The organism is Streptomyces sp. NPDC058239 (assembly GCF_042882185.1).
GTDB lineage: Bacteria > Actinomycetota > Actinomycetes > Streptomycetales > Streptomycetaceae > Streptomyces.
Genome location: NZ_JBHVWS010000014.1, coordinates 24,230 through 46,890, shown reverse-complemented (window position 1 = coordinate 46,890; position 22,661 = coordinate 24,230). Strand labels below are relative to the sequence as shown.

At 69.7% G+C, this 22,661-nt stretch carries 19 protein-coding genes and 4 pseudogenes; 7 read left to right on the top strand and 16 right to left on the bottom strand.

What is annotated here, in order from left to right; genetic code table 11:
* Window positions 1–6 precede the first annotated feature (6 nt).
* Entirely contained in the window at window positions 7–1,137 is a 1,131-nt protein-coding gene (locus tag ACFVYE_RS17755; RefSeq protein WP_383972532.1) for an acyl-CoA dehydrogenase family protein, read from the bottom strand.
* A 191-nt stretch (window positions 1,138–1,328) separates the two neighbouring features.
* On the opposite strand from ACFVYE_RS17755, the gene ACFVYE_RS17750 reads away from it, so the two are divergent.
* Window positions 1,329–3,110: a CoA transferase gene (locus ACFVYE_RS17750; RefSeq protein ID WP_383972530.1), complete on the top strand. Its 1,782-nt coding sequence runs from the start codon at window positions 1,329–1,331 to the stop codon at window positions 3,108–3,110.
* Window positions 3,107–4,759, top strand: a complete 1,653-nt coding sequence (locus ACFVYE_RS17745; RefSeq protein ID WP_383972528.1) for a class I adenylate-forming enzyme family protein — start codon at window positions 3,107–3,109, stop codon at window positions 4,757–4,759. Before ACFVYE_RS17750 ends, ACFVYE_RS17745 begins: the two co-directional genes overlap by 4 nt.
* Before the next feature lie 139 nt (window positions 4,760–4,898).
* On the opposite strand, the gene ACFVYE_RS17740 is transcribed toward ACFVYE_RS17745, so the two are convergent.
* From ACFVYE_RS17740 to ACFVYE_RS17730, 3 genes are read right to left on the bottom strand one after another with little or no spacing between them, the layout of a single operon-like run.
* Complete coding sequence (locus tag ACFVYE_RS17740; RefSeq protein WP_389606239.1) at window positions 4,899–5,699, bottom strand: ABC transporter substrate-binding protein; 801 nt, start codon at window positions 5,697–5,699, stop codon at window positions 4,899–4,901.
* Window positions 5,657–6,523, bottom strand: coding sequence for a metal ABC transporter permease (locus ACFVYE_RS17735; protein ID WP_383972525.1), 867 nt, complete (start codon window positions 6,521–6,523; stop codon window positions 5,657–5,659). Before ACFVYE_RS17735 ends, ACFVYE_RS17740 begins: the two co-directional genes overlap by 43 nt.
* Window positions 6,520–7,155: an ATP-binding cassette domain-containing protein gene (locus ACFVYE_RS17730; RefSeq protein WP_383972523.1), complete on the bottom strand. Its 636-nt coding sequence runs from the start codon at window positions 7,153–7,155 to the stop codon at window positions 6,520–6,522. Before ACFVYE_RS17730 ends, ACFVYE_RS17735 begins: the two co-directional genes overlap by 4 nt.
* A gap of 330 nt (window positions 7,156–7,485) precedes the next feature.
* On the opposite strand from ACFVYE_RS17730, the pseudogene ACFVYE_RS17725 reads away from it, so the two are divergent.
* A pseudogene (locus ACFVYE_RS17725) lies at window positions 7,486–7,672 on the top strand (hypothetical protein); the annotation flags it as partial.
* A 45-nt stretch (window positions 7,673–7,717) separates the two neighbouring features.
* Here the strand turns inward: ACFVYE_RS17725 and ACFVYE_RS17720 are convergent.
* Genes ACFVYE_RS17720 through ACFVYE_RS17710 form a run of 3 tightly spaced genes read right to left on the bottom strand, consistent with a single transcriptional unit; the run spans window position 7,718 to window position 10,733 of the window.
* Window positions 7,718–8,245 (bottom strand): copper chaperone PCu(A)C, encoded by a 528-nt coding sequence (locus tag ACFVYE_RS17720; RefSeq protein ID WP_383972521.1) that lies wholly within the window; start codon window positions 8,243–8,245, stop codon window positions 7,718–7,720.
* A complete protein-coding gene (locus tag ACFVYE_RS17715; RefSeq protein ID WP_389606236.1) occupies window positions 8,242–10,539 on the bottom strand; it encodes a heavy metal translocating P-type ATPase in 2,298 nt (765 codons plus the stop codon). Before ACFVYE_RS17715 ends, ACFVYE_RS17720 begins: the two co-directional genes overlap by 4 nt.
* Window positions 10,536–10,733 (bottom strand): hypothetical protein, encoded by a 198-nt coding sequence (locus ACFVYE_RS17710; RefSeq protein WP_383972517.1) that lies wholly within the window; start codon window positions 10,731–10,733, stop codon window positions 10,536–10,538. Before ACFVYE_RS17710 ends, ACFVYE_RS17715 begins: the two co-directional genes overlap by 4 nt.
* Before the next feature lie 455 nt (window positions 10,734–11,188).
* On the opposite strand from ACFVYE_RS17710, the gene ACFVYE_RS17705 reads away from it, so the two are divergent.
* A complete protein-coding gene (locus ACFVYE_RS17705) occupies window positions 11,189–11,818 on the top strand; it encodes an SMI1/KNR4 family protein (RefSeq protein WP_389606234.1) in 630 nt (209 codons plus the stop codon).
* A 374-nt stretch (window positions 11,819–12,192) separates the two neighbouring features.
* Here ACFVYE_RS17705 and ACFVYE_RS17700 read toward each other — a convergent pair whose 3' ends face one another.
* From ACFVYE_RS17700 to ACFVYE_RS17670, 7 genes and pseudogenes are all read right to left on the bottom strand, one after another.
* Complete coding sequence (locus ACFVYE_RS17700; protein ID WP_383972514.1) at window positions 12,193–13,431, bottom strand: cytochrome P450; 1,239 nt, start codon at window positions 13,429–13,431, stop codon at window positions 12,193–12,195.
* 780 nt (window positions 13,432–14,211) lie between these two features.
* Window positions 14,212–14,646, bottom strand: coding sequence for an ester cyclase (locus ACFVYE_RS17695; RefSeq protein ID WP_383972513.1), 435 nt, complete (start codon window positions 14,644–14,646; stop codon window positions 14,212–14,214).
* A 105-nt stretch (window positions 14,647–14,751) separates the two neighbouring features.
* Window positions 14,752–15,474, bottom strand: a complete 723-nt coding sequence (locus ACFVYE_RS17690) for an SDR family NAD(P)-dependent oxidoreductase (RefSeq protein WP_389606232.1) — start codon at window positions 15,472–15,474, stop codon at window positions 14,752–14,754.
* A complete protein-coding gene (locus tag ACFVYE_RS17685) occupies window positions 15,474–15,608 on the bottom strand; it encodes a hypothetical protein (protein WP_383972509.1) in 135 nt (44 codons plus the stop codon). Before ACFVYE_RS17685 ends, ACFVYE_RS17690 begins: the two co-directional genes overlap by 1 nt.
* Window positions 15,609–15,651: 43 nt before the next feature.
* Window positions 15,652–16,200 (bottom strand): dinucleotide-binding protein, encoded by a 549-nt coding sequence (locus ACFVYE_RS17680; RefSeq protein WP_383972507.1) that lies wholly within the window; start codon window positions 16,198–16,200, stop codon window positions 15,652–15,654.
* A gap of 187 nt (window positions 16,201–16,387) precedes the next feature.
* The gene (locus ACFVYE_RS17675; RefSeq protein ID WP_382221163.1) at window positions 16,388–16,852 is read right to left on the bottom strand and encodes a MarR family winged helix-turn-helix transcriptional regulator; all 465 of its coding nucleotides are present in this window, start codon (window positions 16,850–16,852) and stop codon (window positions 16,388–16,390) included.
* Window positions 16,853–16,964: 112 nt separating this feature from the next.
* A pseudogene (locus tag ACFVYE_RS17670) lies at window positions 16,965–17,489 on the bottom strand (alpha/beta hydrolase fold domain-containing protein); the annotation flags it as partial.
* A gap of 5 nt (window positions 17,490–17,494) precedes the next feature.
* On the opposite strand from ACFVYE_RS17670, the pseudogene ACFVYE_RS17665 reads away from it, so the two are divergent.
* Window positions 17,495–19,966: pseudogene (locus ACFVYE_RS17665) on the top strand (LuxR C-terminal-related transcriptional regulator); the annotation flags it as partial.
* Window positions 19,967–20,024: 58 nt separating this feature from the next.
* On the opposite strand, the gene ACFVYE_RS17660 reads toward ACFVYE_RS17665, so the two are convergent.
* A complete protein-coding gene (locus ACFVYE_RS17660) occupies window positions 20,025–20,672 on the bottom strand; it encodes a hydrolase (RefSeq protein WP_383044786.1) in 648 nt (215 codons plus the stop codon).
* Window positions 20,673–20,990: 318 nt separating this feature from the next.
* Window positions 20,991–21,563 (bottom strand): hypothetical protein, encoded by a 573-nt coding sequence (locus tag ACFVYE_RS17655; protein WP_389606312.1) that lies wholly within the window; start codon window positions 21,561–21,563, stop codon window positions 20,991–20,993.
* A gap of 136 nt (window positions 21,564–21,699) precedes the next feature.
* Here ACFVYE_RS17655 and ACFVYE_RS17650 point away from each other — a divergent pair.
* Together ACFVYE_RS17650 and ACFVYE_RS17645 are read left to right on the top strand one after the other, a co-directional pair.
* Window positions 21,700–21,851: pseudogene (locus ACFVYE_RS17650) on the top strand (IS110 family transposase); the annotation flags it as partial.
* Between the two features lie 259 nt (window positions 21,852–22,110).
* The gene (locus ACFVYE_RS17645; protein WP_383968519.1) at window positions 22,111–22,638 is read left to right on the top strand and encodes a GNAT family N-acetyltransferase; all 528 of its coding nucleotides are present in this window, start codon (window positions 22,111–22,113) and stop codon (window positions 22,636–22,638) included.
* Window positions 22,639–22,661 lie beyond the last annotated feature (23 nt).

Here is a 22,661-nt window from a genome sequence, read left to right as displayed (position 1 = left end):
GGCCGCTCAGGTGTCGTAGCCGCGCAGCACGCGGCGTGCGACGGACGTGATGTGCAGCTCGTCCGGACCGTCCAGGATCCGGGCGGCGCGGCCGGTACGGAAAAGCGCGGGCAGAGGAGTGTCGGGTCCCAGGCCGGCCGCGCCGTGCACCTGGATGGCCGCGTCCGTCACCTGCTGGAGCATGCGGGCGGCGGCGACCTTGGCCAGGCCCACCTCGACGTGCGCGTCCAGCCCGGCATCGATCCGGGTCACGGCCTCGTGGACCAGAGGACGGGTCGTACGCAGCGCAAGCAGCGACTCGAAGACATGCTGCTGCACGAGCTGATGACCGCCGAGCGGACCACGGGAGCCGGCCCGGTCGTTGACGCGCTCACACATCAAGTCGAAGGCCCGCTGCGCCTGACCGATCCAGCGCAGGCACCGCAGGGCACGGCCGAGCCGGAGCCGTTCCCCGGCAATGGCCAGCGCACTGCCCCGCCCGCCGATCAGATGGTCGCCGGGGATACGGACACCGTTCAGTTCGATCTCCCACTGGCCACCCGCGCCAAGGACCGGAAGCTCGCGTACGACGCGGCAGCCGGGCGCGCCGGCCGGTACCAGAAACAGGGAGAGCCCGCCGCGGTCCGCGGGTGCCCTGTCGGTGCGGGCCAGGACGGTCACCAGGTCGGCGCCGGCGGCTCCGGAGGTGAACCACTTGCGGCCACTGACCCTCCAGCTCCCGTCCGCTTCCTGTACGGCGCGGGTACGGGTCATGGAGGGGTCGGTACCCGGGACGTCCGGTTCGGTCATTGCGTAGCAGGCACGGAGTTTCCCGGCGGTGAGTCGTTTCGGATACTCCTCGCGTATGCGCGCGCTGCCGTGGCGGTGCAGCATCAGCACGTCCAGCAGCGATGCCGACCCCAGGGCGGCAGGTCCGTGGTCGCTTGCTCCTTCCACCTCGGCCACCTGGGCGTACTCGGTCAGGGAGAGTCCCTGACCGCCCAGCTCGGCGGGCAACGGGAGGGCCCATAGACCTTGTTTCCGGGCTTGGTCGTGCAGGTCGCGCATGGTGGCGGTGGAGGCCGGCCCGCCGGCGTCCAGGACACTTTCGCACGGCATTACCCGCTCGCGTATGAAGCGGTCGACCTGCCTCCTCAACTCAGCTGGTCCGCCTGCACCTTCAGAGACCTGGTCTCGGTCCTCCACCACTTTCCTCCAGTCTGCCGGGAACCCGTGGGAGCGACAGCCCGACTGCCTCTCCACGGAACTGGTCGGGCGCGAAGGTGCCCTGGTTCCCGCGTTGAGGACATCCCCGGCTCCGGCCATCGCCGGGCGAGGAGAGGAGAGGCATGGCGTCACCAGTCACCACGCAGACGGTCCGCCCACTGGACGGGCTTGACCTGGACACCTCGGGGCCGCCCGAGCTGACCTGCCTTGCTGCGCAGCACCTGCGGCTCCTGGGGGCCCGCACCCGCCCGGAACCGGCCGCGCCGCAACCCGCGACAACTGCGCAGATAGCGTTGACCGGCGATGGAATTCCGCCCATCGAAGCCGAGGTGAACTGGGCGGATCCGGGGAGTGGGATCACCGACGAGGTCACCGTCCAGGCCGCAACCGGGATCATGGCCGTGCACGGGCGACGTGACGGCGGGCCGCGGGGCCTGGCCGTCGACTACGCCACCACCGCCGCCTCCGTTCTCACGGTCCAGGGAATGCTGGCAGGGCTCTTGGGCCAGGCCCGTGGGGGAACCGCCGCACGCGTCAGTACGAGCGTCGACCGGGCCGGACTGCTGACCGTCTCCCAGTACCTTGCCGCCGCCGGCGCCGACGAGGGTGAGGTTGCCGAACTCGCGCCGGGGGGACCGCCCTTCACCGACGCGGTCGGCACACTCTTCGAGCTGGAGACCTTGGATCCGGGGGCCTGGGCTGCGTTCTGGCGGGCCCTGGAGGCACCCCCCGAGGCGATACGGGCCGGCTGGCGGCCCTACCAATTCCGGTACGCCACAGCCTGCGCCCCCTTCCCGCAGGCCCTGCATACGACGACGCGCGCCCAACCCTGGCAGCGCATCCGCCAGGCGGCAGCCGTCTCCGGCGCAGAGGTCTGCCCGCTGGGGTCCCTGGCCGGGCGGGCAGCGGAACACGACGGTGCACCGCCCTGGTCACTCACCTCCCACGGGCCCGGCCACCGTGCCCCCACAGTTCGCCCCACGGCCGAACGGCCTTTGGCAGGGCTGACCGTGCTGGAGGCCGGCCGTCGTATCCAGGCACCGCTCACCGCTCACCTTCTGGGACTGCTCGGCGCCGAAGTGATCCGGATAGAGCCGCCGGGCGGGGATCCGCTGCGCGGCATGCCACCGGCCTGCTCCGGCATCTCCGCCCGCTGGCTCGCGCTCAACCGCGGCAAGCAGGCCGTGGAGGTCGATATCAAGGCCGAGACCGACCGGCGCCGGCTACGAGAGATGGCGGCAGAGGCCGATGTCTTCCTCCACAACTGGGCCCCGGGAAAGGCCGCCCAGCTCGGTCTCGACGCCGACCACCTGTTCGCGGTGAACCCCGCACTGGTCTACGCGTACACCAGCGGATGGGCCGACCGGATCCCCGGCGCCCCGATGGGGACCGACTTCATGGTCCAGGCACGCACCGGAGTCGGAGAAGCGGTACACCCGGCAGGGGAAGCGCCCGCACCGTCCCTGATGACCCTTCTCGACGTCCTGGGCGGGCTCCTGGGAACAGAAGCAGTCCTCGCGGCCCTGCTGCTGCGTGAACGCAACCGACAAGGCGTCCGGGTGGACTCCTCGCTGCTGGGAGCGGCCGACGTCCTCACCGCCCCCGCCCTGCGCCGGGCCGCAACGGGAGGGACCGCGAGAAAGCCGGCCGGGTTCCGTCACCCGCTGCGCACCGCGGACGGCTGGGTCGCTCCCACTGATGCCTCCGCCGGAGCAGCCCGCGCCTGCGAACTGCGTGGTCTGTCCACTCACGACGCCCTGGCACGGCTGGACACGCACGGACTGGCCGCGACGGCGGTGACTACCGACCTGGCCGCCCTGCATCACGATCCGCGCTTCGCCGGCTCGATCAGCCGCGACGCGCACGGTGCCCCCACTGTTCCCGACCCCTGGAGCTTCACATGACCGTCGCCCTCCACGACCTGCTTCCCGCTGGCCTCCGCCGCTCCTGGGTGATCGACGGGACCTGCCCCGACCTCGACCTCTACAGCCTCTTCCGCGCCCGGCAGATCGCGGACCTCCACCGCACAGCGATCCTCGATGACAGAGGCAGACTCTGTTACACCGCCCTCGACCGCAAGGTGCGATGTCTGGCCACCGGCCTGAGAGACCTCGGCATACGCCCGGGCGACGTGGTCGGCACCCAACTGCCCAACGGCCGCGACGCCGTCATCGCCGATCTTGCCCTGGCCACCCTCGGCGCGGTGACGCTGCCCTTCCCGGTCGGCCGCGGCAGCCTGGAAGCCGAATGCCTGCTCCGCCGCGCGGAGGCCGTTGCCGTCATCGCCGCCGTCGAGCACCGGGGCAACCACCACGCCGCCGACCTCCAGGCGTTGGTCCCGGCGTTTCCCTCCTTGCGCCACGTCATCGCTGCCGGCCCCGGCGACACACCTGAAGGAACGATTCCGTTCTCGGAGTTGCTGCGCTCCGACCCCAGTGGATTCGTTCCCGCACGGCCGGACCCCGACAGCGCCGCCCGCATCCTCGTCTCCTCCGGCTCCGAGGCCGAGCCGAAGATGGTCGCCTACTCCCACAACGCACTGGCCGGCGGACGCGGTAACTTCCTCGCCTCGCTCATCCCCGACCGGACTCCGCCCCGCTGCCTGTTCCTTGTGCCGCTCGCCTCAGCCTTCGGCTCCAACGGCACGGCCGTCACCCTCGCCCGGCATGGCGGGACTCTCATCCTCCTGGACCACTTCACGCCGGAGGCCGCGCTCGACGCCGTACGCGAACACCGGCCCACCCACATCCTGGGCGTTCCCACCATGGTGCGCATGATGCTCGACCGCCTCGACACCACGGGCGAGAAGGTGCCCGCCCCGACGGCCCTGATCCTGGGTGGCTCCGCGCTGGACGAGACCACGGCGGAGCACGCCGCGAGTGTATTCGGCTGTCCTGTCGTCAACCTTTACGGATCGGCCGACGGCGTCAACTGCCACACCGGACTGTCCAGTACCACTCCGGACGCGGACGACCGGGGGGTCGTGGCCGGGCGCCCCGACCCGCGGGTGGCGGACATACGTATCACCGACACCGAGACCCATGAACAGCTGACGGACGGCGGGATCGGGGAGATCGTGGCGCGGGGCCCCATGACCCCCATGTGTTACGTCGCCTCCCCGGAGCTGGACGCCCGCTACCGCACTTCCGACGGGTGGGTGCGCACCGGGGACCTCGGGTTCCTCGACGGTGACGGCGTCCTGCACATCGTCGGACGCCTCAAGGACGTCGTCATCCGCGGCGGAGCCAACATCAGCCCTGCCGAGGTCGAAAGAGAACTCGCCGCCCACCCCTTCGTACGTGATGTCGTCTGCGTCGGGATCCCGGATGCGTTGATGGGGGAGCGGCTGGCGGCATGCGTCGTGTCCCGCGCCACGGAGACCCTGACGCTGCCGATGCTGTGCGAGCACCTGACCGAACGGGGGCTGGAACAACGCAAGCACCCCGAGCGCCTCCTGGTCGTGGACGAACTGCCCCTCACCCCTGCGGGCAAGCCCGACCGGGCGGTACTGCGGGACCGCATGACCGAGATCAACCACCCCCGCACGAACTAGGAAGTCCCCCTCGCGCAGACGAGCTGAACGGTGCCACGGCCAAGGGCCCGGGACACCCGGCCGCCCGGCGACTCCTTCTCGGCACATGAACGAGCGAACGTGGGGGCAGTGGCACTCCGGACTGCCCCCACGCGGTACTTCAGGACGAGGGCATGGCCTCCTTCAGCGCGGCTGCTGCGTTGCGGTATACGGGCAACAGGTCGAGGTCATCCCCCGGGTAGTTGACGATCTCGACCTGCTTGGCGCCGGAGTCGGGCAGAACCGAGCCGGTCGACATGTGCGCGTTGTCCAGAACGAGAGCGGGCTTCTCCTTGCCCAGCTTCGCCAGCTGGGCAGGGGTGACGGCTTCGGGCCCGTAGGTGCCGACCAGGTTCGCGCCCGCCAGCTTTGCGGCCCAGGTGGTGAAGACCTGGCTGACGACCACCGGGCTCTTCCCGCCCGGCCACCGCGCCTTGAGATCCTTGGACAACCTGGCGTACTCGCTGTCGAAGGCCGTCTTCCACTTCGCTGCGGTGTCCTCGGTGCCGAACAGCTTGCCCAGTTTGGTCACCTCGGCGTCGACCTTGTCCGAGTCGTTGTCAAGGTTCACCTCGACCAGTTCGGCCGTGGATCCGGCGGCATCCTTGATCTTCGCGGCGTACGGCTCGAAGGGGGCGTAGAGCACGAAGTCGGCACCGGCCACGGCCGCGAGGTCGGAGGGCTTCGGGTCGTAGTCGGGTGCGTGCTGCACGGACTGGGGGACGATGACCTGCACGTCCTCGGCGCCCGCAGCTTTCGCCAAAGCCCCTTCCCAGGTCGTGGTGACGACCACCACCGGCTTCCCGTCGTGCTTGTCGCCGCCGCCTTCGGCGGACGACGAGTCGTTTCCGCAGCCGGCCACCAGGGCCAGTGCTGCACTCAGTGCGAGGAGGGAAGTGGTACGGCTGCGGTTGCGCGCCATGAGGTGATTCTCCGTTCGGGTATGAGATGGACGGCGAGGACGGCGGCCCCCGCGGTGAGGACGAGGACCGGCCCGGGGGGCCAGTCCAGCCACAGTGCGATGAGGAACCCGGTCAGGTTCACGACGATGCCGATGGCGACGGCCCAGAGAGTGATTGACTTCAGTGAGGTGCCCAGGCGGCGCGCGGCGAGAGCCGGCAGGAGGGTGAGGGCGTCGACCAGTAGCGCGCCCGTGAGCTTGATCGCGCCTGCGACCGCGACCGCGACCAGCACCAGCAGTACGAGGGTCAGCGCACGCACCGCAACGCCCGAACACTGGGCGAGCTCCCGGTCGTACAGCAGCAGAGCGATATCACGGCGCCGCCACAGAAACAGGCCCATGACGACGACGGCGAGCATGCCGAGCACGACCAGGTCGGCGGTCCCGACGGACAGAATCGACCCCCAGAGCAGGGCGAACGCGCCAGAGGCATTGATCCCCGAAACAGCGAGCACCAACAATGCTGCCGCGATCGCGATGCTCATGAGCAGCCCCATCGCTCCGGACAGCCCGTCGGGTGTACGAGCGAGAGGAGCGACGGCGGCCCCGGACAGGGCACACGCCACAAGCGCGCACAGCATGGGGTCGAGTCCGGTCACGATGCCGACCGCGATGCCGAGCAACGCGACGTGCATCATCGCGAACCGCACCGGCATGATGTCGAGACCCACGATGACGACACCGACCACCGGCAGGCCGATAGCAGCGAGCAGCAGCGCGAATCCCGCCCGTTGCACGGGGAGCAGTTGAAGAAGTTCACCGAGATCGGCGGTCGCGAGCGTCACCGGACCTCCCGCAGACGGCCTGCAGCCATTTCCAGCACCCGGTCGCAGCGTTCCGCCAGCGCCCGGTCGTGCGTCACCACGACGAGCGTCACCGGCAAGGAGGTGAGGGCGTCGGCCGCCTCCTCCTGGCCCCCGAAGTCAAGAGCAGCAGTGGGCTCGTCGGCCAGCAGAACCTGCGCCCCGGCCGCGACACAGCCGATGGCCCGGGCGAGATACATCCGCTGCAACTGCCCGCCGGACAGGGTGTGCAGAGGCCGCTCGGTCAGCGTCCCCACGCCGAGCCGTGCCGCTGCCGAGGCCGCCTTCGCGTGAGCGCCGCTGCTGGCCAGCAGCTCGGTCCCGAGAAGAGGGAAGCGGCCTGCCGCCGGCTTCTGCGGAATCCAGGCGCAGACACGGCGGCGCCACGCCCACTCCGCGGGCGAGCGGGTGCCTCGCCCGCCGACCAGGATCGATCCCGTCACCTGTCGGTGCAGACCGAGCACCGCACGCAGCAGCGTCGTCTTGCCCGAGCCGTTGGTTCCGGTCAGCGCCAGCCGTTCACCGGCGGCGATCTCCAGATCGACGTCGGCGACGGCCTCCAGCCGGCCATGTCGGCAGGTGACCTCCCGCATACGCACATCCAGCCCACCCATCACATGCCCTTCGATCGTCAGCCACTGCCGCGCGGGTTGGGTCGCTGGTCAACTTGCCAGCCCCCGGCAGTAGTCGGATGACGGACGGACTCGGTTCCCAGGAGACGAATGCCGCTCGCGGACATGCTGGTGAACAGGCCATGTCGCCCCGGCACGGCAGGCAACCGGGTGACGGGACTGCCCGCGTGCTGTGCCGCCGGGGGCTCCCGCACGGTGCTCGTTCGAACGACGTGGAGCGGGCGGGCGACGAGGAGCCGGTGGCGGCCATTTCCGCTGTGTCCGGTCCGCGGGAGGCGGTTCTGCGGTGGGACGTACGGCGACGCGGAAGCCATGGCTGATCTCGGTGCCATGGAGCCTGTGGCAACGTTCTGCGTCAACTGCAACTGCGGTTGCCCTCAGCTGTTCGTCGATGAGACCGCTCCTGCCGAACGCAGGATCGTGACCACCGACGGCTTCGGTTCAGCAGGTCCGGATGAGCGCCGATCAGTTCGGCTCAATCGGTGAGGACGCCAAGGCCTGGACTCCGTTGTTGGGGGTGAAGTGGCTCTGGTCGGAAGCTGATTCAGCTACCGGGACGGACAACGACTGCCAGGGCCTCGACTGGATCGCTGTGGCGGAAGTGAAGGACGAAGGGCAGCATGTCGCCCACGTGCAGGCGGTCCTTCACCTTCACCATCACGTCCACCGTGGTTGCCGACATGGCCAGGGTCTCTCCAGCCGGCAGACCGACCGAGCTGACCATGCTCATGGAGCCTGCACCACTGTCGTGACGTACGTGCCGGCTGAGCATGGCGCTGTCCACGGCCGCGGAAGTGACGGAGACCAGCCGGTCGTCGGCTCCGCCGCTGTTGGTGATCCGGAAGAACGCCGCGGTGTCCACGTTGCCGTTGTAGGGCAGGAAGACCCGCCCACCGCTGATCTCCAGTCGTGGTGGGGTCCCGGCGGCCCCCGATGCGGTCCAAGCGGTCAATCCGCCCAGGGCCACCGAGAAGGCTGCCAGGGGGGCGACCACGGCGAGCAGCCCGTCGTACAGGCGACGGCGCGTCGGAATCCAGCCTTCGGCGGCGGTCCGTCGGGCGGGATCCGTCATAGCTGCATCCTTCCTCGGTGAAGCGAAAGCCGCGACGCGGGGTGGCGCGCGGGCGACGGCTGCCAGGCCCGCAGACGCAGACTGTTGCCCACCACCAGGAGTGAACTGACAGACATGGCTGCGGCAGCGAACATCGGGTTGAGCCATCCGATCGCGGCCAGTGGCACGGTGACCGCGTTGTACCCGAACGCCCACATCAGATTGATTCGGATCGTCCCCAGGGTGCGACGAGCGAGGCGGACGGCGTCGGTGACTGCCTCTATGTCACCGCGAACCAGCGTCACATCCGCGGCGCCGATGGCCACATCCGTTCCGGTGCCCATGGCGATTCCGAGATCCGCGCCGGCCAGGGCGGCGGCGTCGTTCACACCGTCACCGATCACGGCGACCCGGCGGCCCTCACCTTTCAACTGCCTCACCAGATCCCCTTTGTTCTCGGGGCTGCATCGGGCGTGCACTTGGATGATGCCGAGCTCACCGGCTACGGCGTGGGCGGTGAACTCGTGGTCGCCGGTGGCAAGAACCGGTTCCACGCCCAGGCGCCTGAGCTTGTGCACGGCCCGGTAACTCCCCGGCCGCAGCACATCCCCGACCGCGATGAGGGCCTCGTCGACGCCGTCCACGCGCACCAGGACCGGAGTGTGCGCGGCCGCTTCGGCTTCGGCCAGAGCCCGCGCCAGGGTCTCTGGAAGATCACCTTGCGCGGCGCACACCTCCACCTGACGGCCCTCGACACAACCCGCGATGCCCACCCCGGGTGTCGCCCTGAAGGCGAAGACGTCAGGCAGGGGGTGCTCGGGCAGTGCGCGTTGCGCGTACGCGGTGACCGCTCGCCCCACCGGGTGCTCCGATCCCTGCTCGGCCGCACCTGCCAGCCGCAGCACGGCCTCCCGCCCGATTCCCTCCGCTACTACGGTGATGTGGGAGACGGCCATGTGACCGCTGGTGAGGGTGCCGGTCTTGTCCAGCACGACCGTGTCGATGTGACGCAGCATCTCCAGGGCCTGCGGCCCGTTCACCAGAACCCCGAGTTGAGCACCTCGGCCGGTGGCGGCGAGAAGGGCGGTCGGGGTTGCCAGCCCGAGTGCGCAGGGGCAGGCGACGACCAGGATCGCCACGCACGCGGTGATGGCCGTCTGCGGGTCTGCTCCAGCACCGAGCCAGAATCCGAGGACGGTGACGGCCAGCGCCAGGACGGCGGGAACGAAGACGCCCGCCACCAGGTCCGCCAGACGCTGAGCACGGGCCTTCCCCGACTGAGCTTCGACGACCATGCGCGTAATCCGGGCAAGCCGGGTGTCCGCGCCGACTGCTGTGGCACGCACGAGCAGCATGCCGCCGGCGTTGACAGCGGCCCCGGCCACGGCATGGCCCGGGCCGACTTCGGCCGGGTCGCTTTCCCCGGTGACCAGAGACAGATCAAGAGCCGAACTCCCGGAGACCACCACTCCGTCGGTGGCGACCCGCTCCCCGGGCCGGACGACGAACTCCTGCCCGACGCGGAGCTGTTCGACAGGAATCCGTCGCTCCTGGCCGCTGTCCCGTAGGGTCACGTCTTTGACGGCCAGTGAGGCCAGCGATCGCAGCGCCTCACCTGTACCGTGCCGGGCCCGTGCTTCGAGAAACCGGCCGGTGAGAACGAACAGCGGAACCGCGACAGCGGCTTCCAGATAGACGTGTGCAATGCCTCCGCCGACGGAGGGAAGCAGAGTGAACGGCATGCGCATGTCCGCTGCGCCCGCCCCGCCGAGGAACAGTGCATACACCGACCAGGCGAAGGACGAGATGACGCCGAGCGAAACCAGAGTGTCCATGGTGGCGGACGACTGGCGAAGCCCGCGCAACGCACGCAGGTGGAAGGGCCAGGCACTCCACAGGACCACCGGAGCGGACAACGTGAAGCACAGCCACTGCCAATTGCGGAACTGCAGAGAGGGCACCATGGAAAGCACCACCACGGGGACGGCGAGCAGGGCGGTGATCACGAGCCGATTGTGTTCCGGCGTGCTCTCGTCCCGTGTCCGATCCGACCGACCGGCCGCTTTGAGGGGATCGGGCGCCGAGGGGAGTTCGGCTGTGTAGCCCGCGCGTTCGACAACGGCCACGAGAGCCTCCGCTGTGACCTCAGGGGGGTGGCTCACCCTCGCCTGTCCGGTGGCGAGGTTGACCGTGGCGGTCACCCCGTCGAGCTTGGCCAAGCGCTTCTCCACGCGATTCACACAGGCCGCGCAGGTCATACCACCGACGACCAGGTCGGTGGTCGCCAGCGCGCTCTTTGACTGTGCTGCCGTCATCCCGCACCACCCGAGTGCATGTCACCCATGTCATCGCCGTGCGGATCGGACCGGCCGCCGCCACCCGTACCGGTGGAGTGCATCCCGGGTGCAACCGGGCCGACGGCATCACCGATCTCGTACGAGACAGCGAACATCGACACAAGCAGCACAAGGAAGCCGATCAGCCCGGGGGGCGGCACCCACCGGGGCAAACGTTCAACGGTGCGTGGGGATCGTTGCTGTACTTGCATCGCCACTCCAGACAGGGAATCACGCTGATGGCGCAGCGCGGGGACGGAGAATCGCCCGAGGGTCCGGCAGCGGGTGTCGCTCGGCCCACGGGTCTCATGTTGGCATTGACAGAGCGTCAGCAATCCCCATATAGGCGTCTGTTCACGCGTGACTCTTCTCGCGGCATTTCGTCGGAACTCAACCCACGGCTGCCACGACTTCCTCTTCCAGGCGACGTCGAAGTACGCGGGACCGTTCAGGACGCAGACGTTGCCTGCCCTAATGGCGGGCAGGTCGTCCGGCAAGTCCCTCGTCGACGAGAAAGCCGCCCAGTTCGCCGTCACCGAAGTCCTCGACTGGCATTCCACACCCTCGAAGCTCGATGTCGGTGGCGCCGGATACCTTGCAGCAGACGATGCACACCACTGGAGGGCTCATGCCGTCTCAGGGAACAGTTCTCGCCGCACTCACGGGGATGATGCCGCCACATGACGGGGCCGATGAGCAGGTGGACTGGGATGCGGTCCGGCGGGCTTGGGGAGTCGGCTTCCCCTCCGACTACATCGACTTCATGAGCATGTACGGAGCCGGCGGAATCGACGGCGCGCTGAGCGTCGTGCTTCCCGAAGCGAGCACGCAGCCGGCCGCCAGCCCTGGCCTCGGGGGCATGGCGGCCGAGACAGCCAACATGCGGCACATGTGGGAGTCCGAAGGAGGACCGGACGAGATCGATGCCGGACCTGATTCTGTCGTTGCTCGGGGCGTCAGCTGCGGAGCCGACATCCTCGGGTGGCTCACCGTCGACCACGACCCCAACAAGTGGCCCGTCATCGTGTGGGAACGGCACGGCCGGCCCAACTGGAAAATCTACGACTGCGGAATGGCGGAGTTCCTTCGGCGCCTGTTCACCAAGGGCTTCGACGAGTGCCCACTCAGCGACGCCTCCCTCTGGGGAAAGTCCTTTCCGCACTTCGTCCACTGGCGTGAGGAACGACGACGGTGGGAGTCCGGCGTCGACCCCTACACAGGCGGACCCGACCCGTACTTCGGCATGAAGTTCGACTGATTGCGCCTCGGCACCTTGCCGACGACCGCGACACCTCGCCGACAGACGCCCCGCTGGACAAAGTCTCTCGCCGGTGAGCGAGAGCTGCCGTTGCCGGCCCTGGTGCCGGCTGCTCTCAAGTCGTTCAAGGACCTCCGGGCCAAGGAGAAGCCGGCTCCGGGGGAGGCTTGTCCGGACTCCGGGTGGTCAGCGGGCCGCCCACCTCGCGTCCGATGCCCCGGCCGTTACGGGATACCGGCGCGTGGCCGACAACATCACGGACCCCGTGGCGCGGGAGAGTGGCACGGGACACCGTGAGGGCTCTCGCGAGAAAAGGGCTCGTCGACCACAGGGCATGGGCCACGTGGGTCCGGGCTGCGGTGGCCGGCGTGCTCCTAGGTGTACCGGGCGACCGGCCGCAGGCGAACGGGAAGGGTCACGTGCCCGTTGCTGATCAAGGTCGGCAGAGGCTGCAGTTCCCCGGCGGGTGAAGCGAGTTGGGCGTCGGGAAAGCGCGCGAACAGCTGACGCAGGGCGGCGGCGACTTCGAGGCGGGCGAGGGGGGCGCCGAGGCAGAAGTGGACGCCGTGCCCGAAAGCCAGGTGATCCTTGGTGGTTCGGGTGGCGTCGAAGAGGTCGGCGTTGTCACCGTGCCAGTCCGGGTGGCGGTTGGCGGCTGCGTAGGAGGCGAGGATCGCCTCCCCGGTCCGGATGGTCTGCCCGCCGGGCAGTGGGATGTCCTCGAGCGCGTAGCGCAGAGGCAGGTGCTTGAGAGCCGGCTCGTGGCGCAGCGTCTCCTCGACGACGTCATTCCAGTCGCACCGGCCGGCGCGGACGTGGGCCAGCTGCTCCGGGTCGGTCAGCAGGGATGTGATCGCCTGGTCGATGACGTTGACGGTCGTCTCGTAGCCGGCACTGATCATCAGCACGAGGGTGCCGCGCAATTCGGCGTCGCTGAGGGCACTGCCGTCGCCCTCCTCGTCGCGGGTGGCGATCAGGAGGGAGGTCATGTCGGCGCCGGGCGAGGCCCGCTTCACGGCGATCAACTCGTCGAGAAGCTGGTACAGGGTGGCCGTGTTCGCCGCGGCCTCATCCGCGGAGAGGGTGGTGGCGAACACCCGGTCCACCACCGTGCGGAGCCCGTTCAGCTGGGTGGAGGAAAGGCCCATCATCCGGCCGATGACCGCGATCGGCAGTGGATAGGCCAAGTGCTCGCGCAGGTCTACCACTTCACCGGCCGGGAGGGCGTCCAGGTCGTCGAGGATGCCCGTGACGAGGTCCTCGACGACAGGCGTCAGGGCGGCGATACGTCGGGCCGACAAGGCCGGGGCGATCAGACGACGCAGACGGCGGTGGTCGCTGCCGTAGGCGGTGAACATGTTGTCGACCGTCACCCAGAGAGCGAGTGGCCAGGTCGGAACCGTGTCGGCGAACGCCGGCCAATGCGTTCGGGCGTCCTTGGAGACGTATGTGCGCGTCAGGAGATGCTTCAGGAGGCCGGGGTCGGAGACGGACCACGCGGTTACCCCGAGGACGTCCACGAGCGTGGCTGCCCCGCGGGCGCGCAGGGCCCGGTCCTCGGCGTGGTGGTCGGCACCGGTGGGGTCGAGGACAAGTGGCTGCTCTTCGGGCATGTCCAGGGTTCCTTTCTGACATGTGGCATACGTATTTCTGGCGGAGCGGGTGGCACACGAGCTGGGCGCCGGCCTCGGGATCGCTGCTGGTGTCGATGGTTCAGGCAGCCACGGACCGATGTAGGTCTCGCGGCGGACCCGGGCGGACTGGGCCACGCTGATGGCAGGCCCGGTGGTGGCACTCGACAGGAGTGCCGCGGGGCTGACCACTGCCGACCGATCGGTCTCCTGCCGGCGCAGCCACGCCTCCTGGACCACGTCCTCGGCCGTGCTTCCCAGTACGCGGTAGGCGATGCCGAAAGGACGTGGTCGAAGCTCCACGAGGACAGAAACGGCCTCGTCCGGGCTGCCTTTCCGTGGGGGACCATTCGAGGTGCATGAGTCTGCTGTCTCCGATCCTCCGGTAGGCATGCGGTCAAGAGGCGCGATCGTGCGGTCATCGGGTGAACAGCCGCTCCGGCGACGGCTTTGGGCACGGTGGTACCAATCGCCGGATGTTCGGGGGCGGGCGGCCCGGAGTGCCCATGAGCGGTGACCGCTGGAATTTCACGGCTGCTCCCGCCGCGTCTACTTCATAGACCACGACCGTCCCCGTTCTGTGACAGGTTCGCCGTGCCAAGTTGCTGTTGACGCTCGAAGGACGCTGGTCTTGCGAAGCGTCACTCCGGCTCTGCGGCGCAACGGCTCGCTGCCGGGGTTGGAGATTCGTGTCACTGCCTTGACGTTGCAGGCCGGCACCTCCGGCTGGAAGCTGAACACGGCCGCAGAGAGGTCGAGCATCTATACGGCAGCCGGCAGCGCGCCGAGCTGCTGCATCAGCGAGAACAGGTTCGCGACGCCCCAGTGCTCGGTAATCTTCCCGTCGCGAACCCTCATGGCGTCCACGGTTTCGAAGCTGATCTGCTTGCCGGTGGGCGCGATGCCGAAGAACTCGCCCTTGTGGGTGCCGTGATACGTCTTGTACGTGGTGACGAGGCCGCCGTCGGCGGACTGCCAGTGGATGACGGCGTGGAAGTCGGGGAAGGCCTCGCGGAGCACCTGGTACAGCTGGCGTGCGCCCGCCTTGTCGGCCGTACGCCCCGGCTGCGGTGTGTGGTCGAGGAAGTCGTCGGCGAACAGTTCGTCGAAGAGGGCGAAGTCCCCGCCGCCCTGTACCTCCTCGGTGTTGCGACGGACGATCGCCTTGGCGGCCTCGCTCGGATTGTTCTCGCTCATGGGATTCCTTCGTGGAAGGTGCGGTCGGCCGGTTTGGCTCGCACAGGTCTCGCAGGTGGCAGATCACCGAGGTCAGGCCGCCGTCGACGACGCGGGCGGCTCCGTTCACATAGCTCGACAGATCCGATCCGAGGTACGCCACGGCGTCACCGGTCTCGGACGGCTGCCCCAGGCGCCGCGGCGGAGTCCGCTGCCGGTACCCGTCCGCGGCTTGCGCGATGTCGGGCGTGGACCGCAGGAGATGGGTGTCGATGGTGCCGGGGCACACGGCGTTGCCCCGGATGCCGTCGGGCCCAAGGCGTCGGCGAGGGACTTGGCCATCAGGATGACCCCGCCCCTGCTGGTCGAGTGGGCGACGGTGAATCCGGCGCCGACCAGTTCGCCCATGCCGGCCATCAGCACGATGCTGCCGGGCGTCGCCGGGTCCTTCATCTGCCGTGCCGCGGCTTGGGCGCCGAACAGGACACCGTCTAGGTCGACCGCCGTCAAGCGGCGGTGGTCGGCCTCGGCGACGTCTGCCCCGTCCGCGCCGAGCGTGATTACGGCGTTGCACACCATGACGTCGACTCCGTCGAACTCGCTCGCGGCGTCCACCAGGGCGCCGGCGTGGGCGCGGCGGGTGACGTCGGTGGCAACGAACCGCGCCGGGACGCCCAGCGTTTGGATCGCTGCGACGGTGGGCTCGCCGCCCTCGTGCGGGGTCTCGGTGAGGTCGGCGACGATCACGCCCTTCGCTCCGTGCCGCGCTGCCGCGACCGCGATGGCCCTGCCGATCCCGCTTGCGGCGCCGGTGACCACGACGACCTTGCCTGCCGGGATGTCGCTCATCACGCCTCCGACGCGGCAGTACACGGGGTCGCCGGTGCGCTGCTCGACGCGGCGACCCGGTCGGGCAGGGCGATGGCCGCTGAGCCGTTGCGACCGAAGCCGGTGCTGCCGGTGATCGCGGCGGTGGTGGTCATGGGGCGGCTTGCTCCTTGGACATGTGTGGCGGACGGTGAAGGTTCACAGCTCGCCGGGACGCCCGTAGCGGTAGAAGAAGGGGCCCAGCTGTCCGGCCAGCGCACGGGTGAGTGCTGAGCTGTCTTCGAGCAGGCGGGCGCCGGGATCGAGGTCGCCGACGAAGACGGGGTCGTAGCCGGCGTCCCGGATCAGCTGTTCGGTCGTCTCCCGCGCGGCCGCTTCGGCGGCGAAGAGGTTGCTCGGGCGAACACGCTGCGCCTCGATCTGGTCGTACATCGCGGCGAAGTTCGTCGAGAACGACTTCGCGGTCGGTCCGCCGACGATCGACTTCACCTGGTGGGACAGCGAGGGGAAGGAGCCGTCCCGCGGTCCGTAGAGGTTGCAGGCGTCGATGGTCACTTGTCCGGCCAGCCCGGACACCCGGGCCAGCGCATCGGCGATCTCCGGGCCCGGCACCGCGACCACCAGGACGTCGGCACCGGCCGCGTCGCCGCCGTCGCGGCCAAGACCGGTCACCTCGTGGCCGGCCTTCTCCCACAGACCGGCCAGGCCGCCTCCGACGCGTCCTCGTCCCACAACAGTGATCTTCATCCCGACTCCTCACGTAGGTCTGCCACAGCCGACACTCGCAGCACGTCGGCCGACTCGCGTCGGTGACGGTCGCCTATATGGCGGGGCTGCGTAGGGTCTGCCGACGGCGCGATCCAGTGCGGCGCTGCGCGGCGCGTGCGGGCACTGCGCCATGATCAGCTATGTGAGGGGGCGGACGGAGGAACGGTCAGTCCGTGTCGCGTGCGAGTGAGGCGAGGAGCCGGTCGAAGAGTACGCCCAGCGTTTCGACTTCGTCGTGGGCGAGCGGGTCGAAGAAGTAGCGGCGGACGGTCTCGGCGTGCTGCGGCGCGGCAGCCTCGATCGCGGCCCGGCCCTGGGCAGTCATGCGCACCATCGAGCCGCGTGCGTCGTCCTCGCACGGCTCACGGGCGACCATGCCGCGCTTCTCCATGCGGCTGATCTGATGCGACAGCCGACTCCGTTCCCAGCCCAGCTCGACCTGGAGCTCCCGGGCCCGTAGGACGTCGCCCGGCGACTCGGACAGGGGGACGAGTACCGCGTAGTCGGCTCCGGACAACACGGAGTCGCGGGCGAGCTGCCGGTCCAGGGCGCTTTGCAGTTGGCGCTGCAGGTCCCGGTACTTCTTCCAGACAGCCGCCTCACGCTCGTCGAGCCAGCGTGGTTCGTTCATGAGGCCAATCTTCTGGGTGTGTGTCCACTGGTTCGGGAATCGTAGCCGGAGGGCCTCAAGCGGCTTCGCGTGGTGCCCGAAGGCAGCGGCAGCCGGCCGGACCGGAGCACGTCTACAGAATCCGGCGCAGCCAGCGCAGCCGGGCCGCGCGGGCGGCCTGGGACAGTGCCGCGCCCGGCACCATGGCATCGAAGCCATGGAATCCGCCCGGCCACACGTGCAGCTCCGCGTCCCCGCCGGAGAGCCAGAATCGGGACGCGTACGCGACGGCCTCGTCCCGGAATGTCTCGGCGGAGCCGACGTCGATGAACAGCGGCGGCAGACCTGACAGGCTCGACGCACGTGCCGGCGCCGCGTACGGGGAGACGTCGGGGCCGCCGCGTTCCTCCCCGAGCAGCGCGGTCCAACCGGTGTCGTTCGACGTGCGGTCCCAGACGCCGCGTCCGGCCATCTGGATGCCGGACAGTGTGTCGTTGCGGTCGTCGAGCATCGGGCAGGCGAGGAGTTGACCGGCGACGCGCGGGCCGTGGCGGTCCCGGGCCAGGAGCGTGGCGGCCGCGGTCAAGCCCCCGCCCGCGCTGGCCCCGGCGACCACGAGGCGGCCGGGATCGACGCCGATGCCGGACGCGTGGTCCGCGACCCGAACGGCTGCCCGCGCCGCAACGCGGGGCGCTTGACGCGGCGTTCGGGCAGACCGGGGACGGCGCGCCGAACCGCTTCCACGTAGGCTTGGCGGTGCTCAACCTCCTCTCCGAGGCTGCGGCCGAGCAGCCTGTGCTGTGCGTCATCGACGACGCGCATTGGCTCGACCAAGCATCCGCGCAGGCCTTGGCCTTCGTCGCGCGCCGGCTCCAGGACGAACCCGTGGCGCTGCTGTTCGCCGAGCGCGATGCGAGCGACCGCCACGAACTGGCGGGCCTCCCTGAACTGACGCTTCGCGGCCTGGCCGACGACGATGCCCGTCGGCTCCTCGCGTCGCAGCTGCACGTGCCTCTCGACGGTGCCGTACACGACCGCATCATTGCCGAGGCGCGCGGCAATCCGCTCGCCCTCCTCGAACTGCCACACACCACCGACCTCGCGGGCGGGTTCGCGCTGCCCGCGGCGTCGCCCACCTCGGGGAAGGTCGAGGCGAGCTACCGGGCGAGACTGGCCGAACTCCCCGTCGAGACACGGACCCTGCTCCTGATCGCGGCAGCCGAGCCGACCGGCAGCCCGATCCTCCTGCGCGCGGCGGCGGAGCAACTCGGCGTCCCCGACGACGCGGTGACGCACGCGGAGGAGTCCGGCCTGCTGGCCATCGGCGGCCGGGTGCGGTTCCGCCACCCGCTGGTGCGTTCGACCGTCTACCGGTCCGCTGCCCTCGACGAGCGCCGCGCGGTCCATCGCGCATTGGCCGAGGCCGTCGCGGACACCGAGCCCGACCGCAAGGCGTGGCACTACTCACAGGCTGCACGCAAGCCGGACGAGGACGTCGCCGCGGCGCTGGAACGATCCGCCGACCGGGCCCGGGCCCGCGGCGGCGTCGCCGCCGCAGCGGCCTTCCTGGAGAAGGCCGCGAATCTGACGCCGGATCCCGCCCGCCGCGCCGAACGAGCCGTCGTCGCTGCGCGCGCCAAGCGCGACAGCGGCGCCGCGGACTCCGCATTGTCCCTGCTGTCCATGGCGGAAGCCGGACCGCTCGACGACCTCCAGCGTGCCACGGTGGCCACGCTGCGTGCACGGATGGCGTTCGACAAGAACCGGGACGACGCCGCAGTCGAGAAGCTGCTTCGGGCGGCCCGGCTCATGGCACCGCTCGACACCTTCTCGGCCCGCGAGGCATTCCTCGAGTCCCTCGCCGCGGCGGTGTTCGTCGGCCGGTTCACCACCGCTGACCGCATGCTCGACATCGCCGAGGCCGCCCGTGCCATGAGTCCCACCCCACCGAATCCACGCCCGCTCGACCGACTGCTCGACGGATTGACCACCCAGATCAGGCACGGGTACACGGAGGCGGTGCCGGAATTGCGCCGGGCCGTGGACGTCTACCGGCGCGGTGCGGGACGCGACGCGTACGACGTGGGCCAGTTATGGGTGGCCTGCGGTCCCGCGATGGACCTGTGGGACGACGCGGCATGGCGGGAGCTGGCCGCCCGCCAGCTCGAGCTGGTGCGCGGCGAGGGCATGCTCGCCGAACTGCCCGTGGCCTTGAGCTACCGGGCCCTCGCACATGTCCACGCGGGCGAGTTCGCCGACGCCGCCGCGCTGGTCGACGAGGCGCACGCGATCGCGGCGGAACTCGGCACCCCGGCCATGCTCCACGTCGACGTCACCGTGGCCGCGTGGCGCGGCGACGAGAAACGCACCACCCGGCTCGCCGACATCGCCACCCGCGACGCCGGCGCGCGCGGCGAGGGACGGCTCCTCAGCGCCACCGAGTACGCCCGGACCGTACTGCTCAACGGCCTGGGCCGCTACGACGCCGCCCTCTCGGCGTGCCGAGCGGCAGGCGATCTCGACGAGATCAGCTTCCACTCCTGGATACCTGTGGAGTTCATCGAGGCCGCGACGCACGCCGGACGCCCCGATCTCGCGGAGCCCGTCGTGAAGCTCCTGTCCGAGCGCACTGCCGCGAGCGGCTCAGAGTGGGCGCTCGGGACCGAGCTGCGCTCGCGGGCCCTGCTCGCCGAGGGGCCGGCCGCCGAGAAGCTGTACCGGGAGGCGATCGAGCATCTTGCCCGCAGCGACGGCGCCCCCCACGTCGCGCGCGCCCGACTGGTGTACGGCGAATGGCTGCGCCGCGAGGGCCGGCGGTCCGAGGCGCGGGTGGAGTTGCAGGCGGCGTACGAGCAGTTGTCCGTGCTCGGGGCAGCGGCGTTCGCGGGACGGGCTGCCCGAGAGCTCGCCGCGACCGGCGCCCGCGCGCGGCGACGGGTCGGCGACGCGCCGACCCGTCTCACCGCGCAGGAGTTCCAGATCGCCCGGCTGGTCGCCATGGGCGCGACGTCGAAGGAGGTGGGCACGCAGCTGTTCCTGAGCCCGCGCACCATCGACGCCCATCTGCGGAACATCTTCCGCAAGCTCGGCATCACCTCGCGCCGCCAACTGCGCGACCTGCCGCTGACCACATGACCATGTGACCGCGGTGGGCGGCGCCGAGGCGCGGCCCACCCCGCCCACATGCGAGTTGTCAGTCCTTGCCGAGGAGCTGAAGCTCCCAGGCCAGGCTGGTGCCGAAGCTGCCGCCGTGGTCGAACATGATCTGGCTGATGCCGGGGACGGTCGCCTCGCGTGCCCAGTCGCGCTGCCATTCCGCGATGACGGTCCCGGCGGTCATCGGGATGACGCCCGCCTGGATCATGCGCTGGACTCCGCGTTCATGGGCCTCGACCGTCGTCGCGCCGGACGCGTCCGTCACCGCGTAGACCCGGTAGCCGTCGGCCATGGCGTGGATCGCCGGGAAGGCGAGGCAGATGTCCGTCCACAGGCCGGCTATGACGAGGTCCTTGCGGCCGGTGGCGGCGACGGCGTCGACGACCCGCTGGTCCTCCCAGGTGTTGATCGTGGTGCGGTCGATCGGCTTCTGATCGGGGAACACGTCCTGGATCTGCCGGATGATCCGGCCGCCGCGGTCCTCGACGACCGTACTGAGGATCGTCGGTACGTCGAACAGCTTGGCGCCCTTCGCCAGGGCGGTGACGTTGTTGACCACGAGGTTGGGGTCCATGCTGTGCGTCCCGGCGAACTGCGCGCCCTGGTGGTCGATCAGCAGGAGGACCGACCTTTCGGGTGCGAGCAGTGCGTCCAGGCCGGTGTAGGTGACGCCGTTGGCTGCCATGTATGAGTCTCCGGTATCGCTGGTTCCCCGAGAGGCCGATCGGCCCTCGCCGAACCGAAGCTCCCATCGCGGAGCGCGGCCTCGCATCGGTGATGGCTACTTAGACTCGTGTTACGTACTGGCCCTGGTCCACCGCGACCGGGTTCCGCTGCGGCTGGAACTCCTGCTCGTTCCACACCTTTGGTCTCCAGGTCGTCGCAGGGGTCCGCGAAGTGCCAGCGGCGTTCAGGCGAAACACATCGACTGACCTGCGTCGCGCCCGCTTCGCCCCTGCAGGGAGGAGCCGGCGCGGCGGGGGTACTGGCGGCACATCTCGTGTCAGCGGCCGACAGAGGCAGCAGCGGTGAGGTGCTGCCAAGAGAGGTATGTGGTGACGTCGTTCGGGTCGTGGGTGGCGAGGGCGATGTAGCCGTCGGGCCGGATGAGGAAGAGGCCCGTGTTGGCGTATGCGTTGCGGGCGTGCCTGTGCGTGTCGTGCAGGGTGTCCGAGCCGGTCCGGGAGGTGTGGATGCGGTAGGTGCGGACCTGTTTGCCGGTGAGGCGCGGGGTGGGTGTGTCGCCGAAGGCCAGGAGGGTGAAGTGGGGGCTCCGGAAGATGTCGAATAGGCGTACGAGAGTGCCGGAGGTGTCCGTGCAGGGGGCGTCGGGTGCTCGGTCGCCTGCCTGAAGCGCGTCGTCGGCGGGAGTGGGGCGGCGGTCGATGGCCAGCGGGCCGCCCCGGTAGGTCAGATCGAGTTGCAGGGTGTCGTCGCCGCGGCGGGTCCAGCCCGTCCGGGAGTCCTCCTGGTCCCGGCTCAGAATGCCGCTGGAGCGTTGCAGCAGGTCGGCGGCGACCTGCTGCCGTTCGGCGTGATAGGTGTCGAGGAGTTCCGGCGGGGCGTTGTGGCGCAGTACCGCCCCCAGTTTCCAGCCGAGGTTGTAGGCGTCCTGGACGCTGGTGCGGACAATCTGATGGCAATGGAGATGCGCGCCATGGTGGCGGACTCCGGAAACGACCGCAATGCGGTGGCGCCCTAGCTGCGGCGAATCGCGGAGCTTCTACGAGCGCAAGCGCGCCGAAGGCAAACGACCCACCCAGGCCGTCCTCGCCCTCGCCCGACGCCGAGTGAATGTCTTGTGGGCCCTGATTCGTGCCAGACGGTGCTACCAAAGCAACCCCCAGTCACAACTGCCGCTTGACGACATCATTGGCCTCGCCGTTTCGGTTGAGATGAGGCCGGGAGCGGGGAGGAAATACGAACGTGCCTTCTGAGCTGGGACGATGAACCTTGTCGAGGGGTTCTGTCGGTCCAAGCGGAAGGCGCTTTCTGCGTGCAGGGTGTCGAGAAAACGAGCTGCGCGATCGACTCGATCCTCCGGCGGGCGCAGGGTGCGGCGGCGCGGGCACCCTTGCATAGGCTGGCCGTCTCATCCGACGCACCGCGACGAGGATCAGCCCATGCGCAGCAGCACCAGGATCCGCCTGATCGAGCCCACCGACGCCGCCCCGATCGCCGCGCATCGGATGCGGGACTTCGAGGCTTTCCGGCCGTGGGAACCGGCCCAGCCGGCCGACTTCTTCACCCCGGAGGGTCAGGCGGAGCGGATAGACAGCCTGCTGGCCGGATACCGGGCCGGCACGGTCTGGCCGGGCGTGGTGCTCGCCGACGACCAGGTGATCGGGCAGGTCACCGTCGGAGGCATCCTGCCGCAGCCGCACCTGCGCCGCGGTTCCGTCGGATACTGGATCGCCAGCGTCGCCCAGAATCAAGGGCACGCCGGGCACGCCGTCGGGCTTGTACTCCGGGTGATGACGGACGAACTCGGGTTGCACCGCGCCGAGGCGTCCACCAATCTGGAGAATCTGCCGTCGCAACGGGTGCTGCGCCGCAACGGGTTCAGCCCGTACGGCGTCGCGCACTCCTCGATCTTTCTCGACGGGAGCTGGCGGGACGGGCTGCTGTGGGAGCGGGTCCTCGGCGACTGACCTCGCCGCTTCGGTTGAGATGA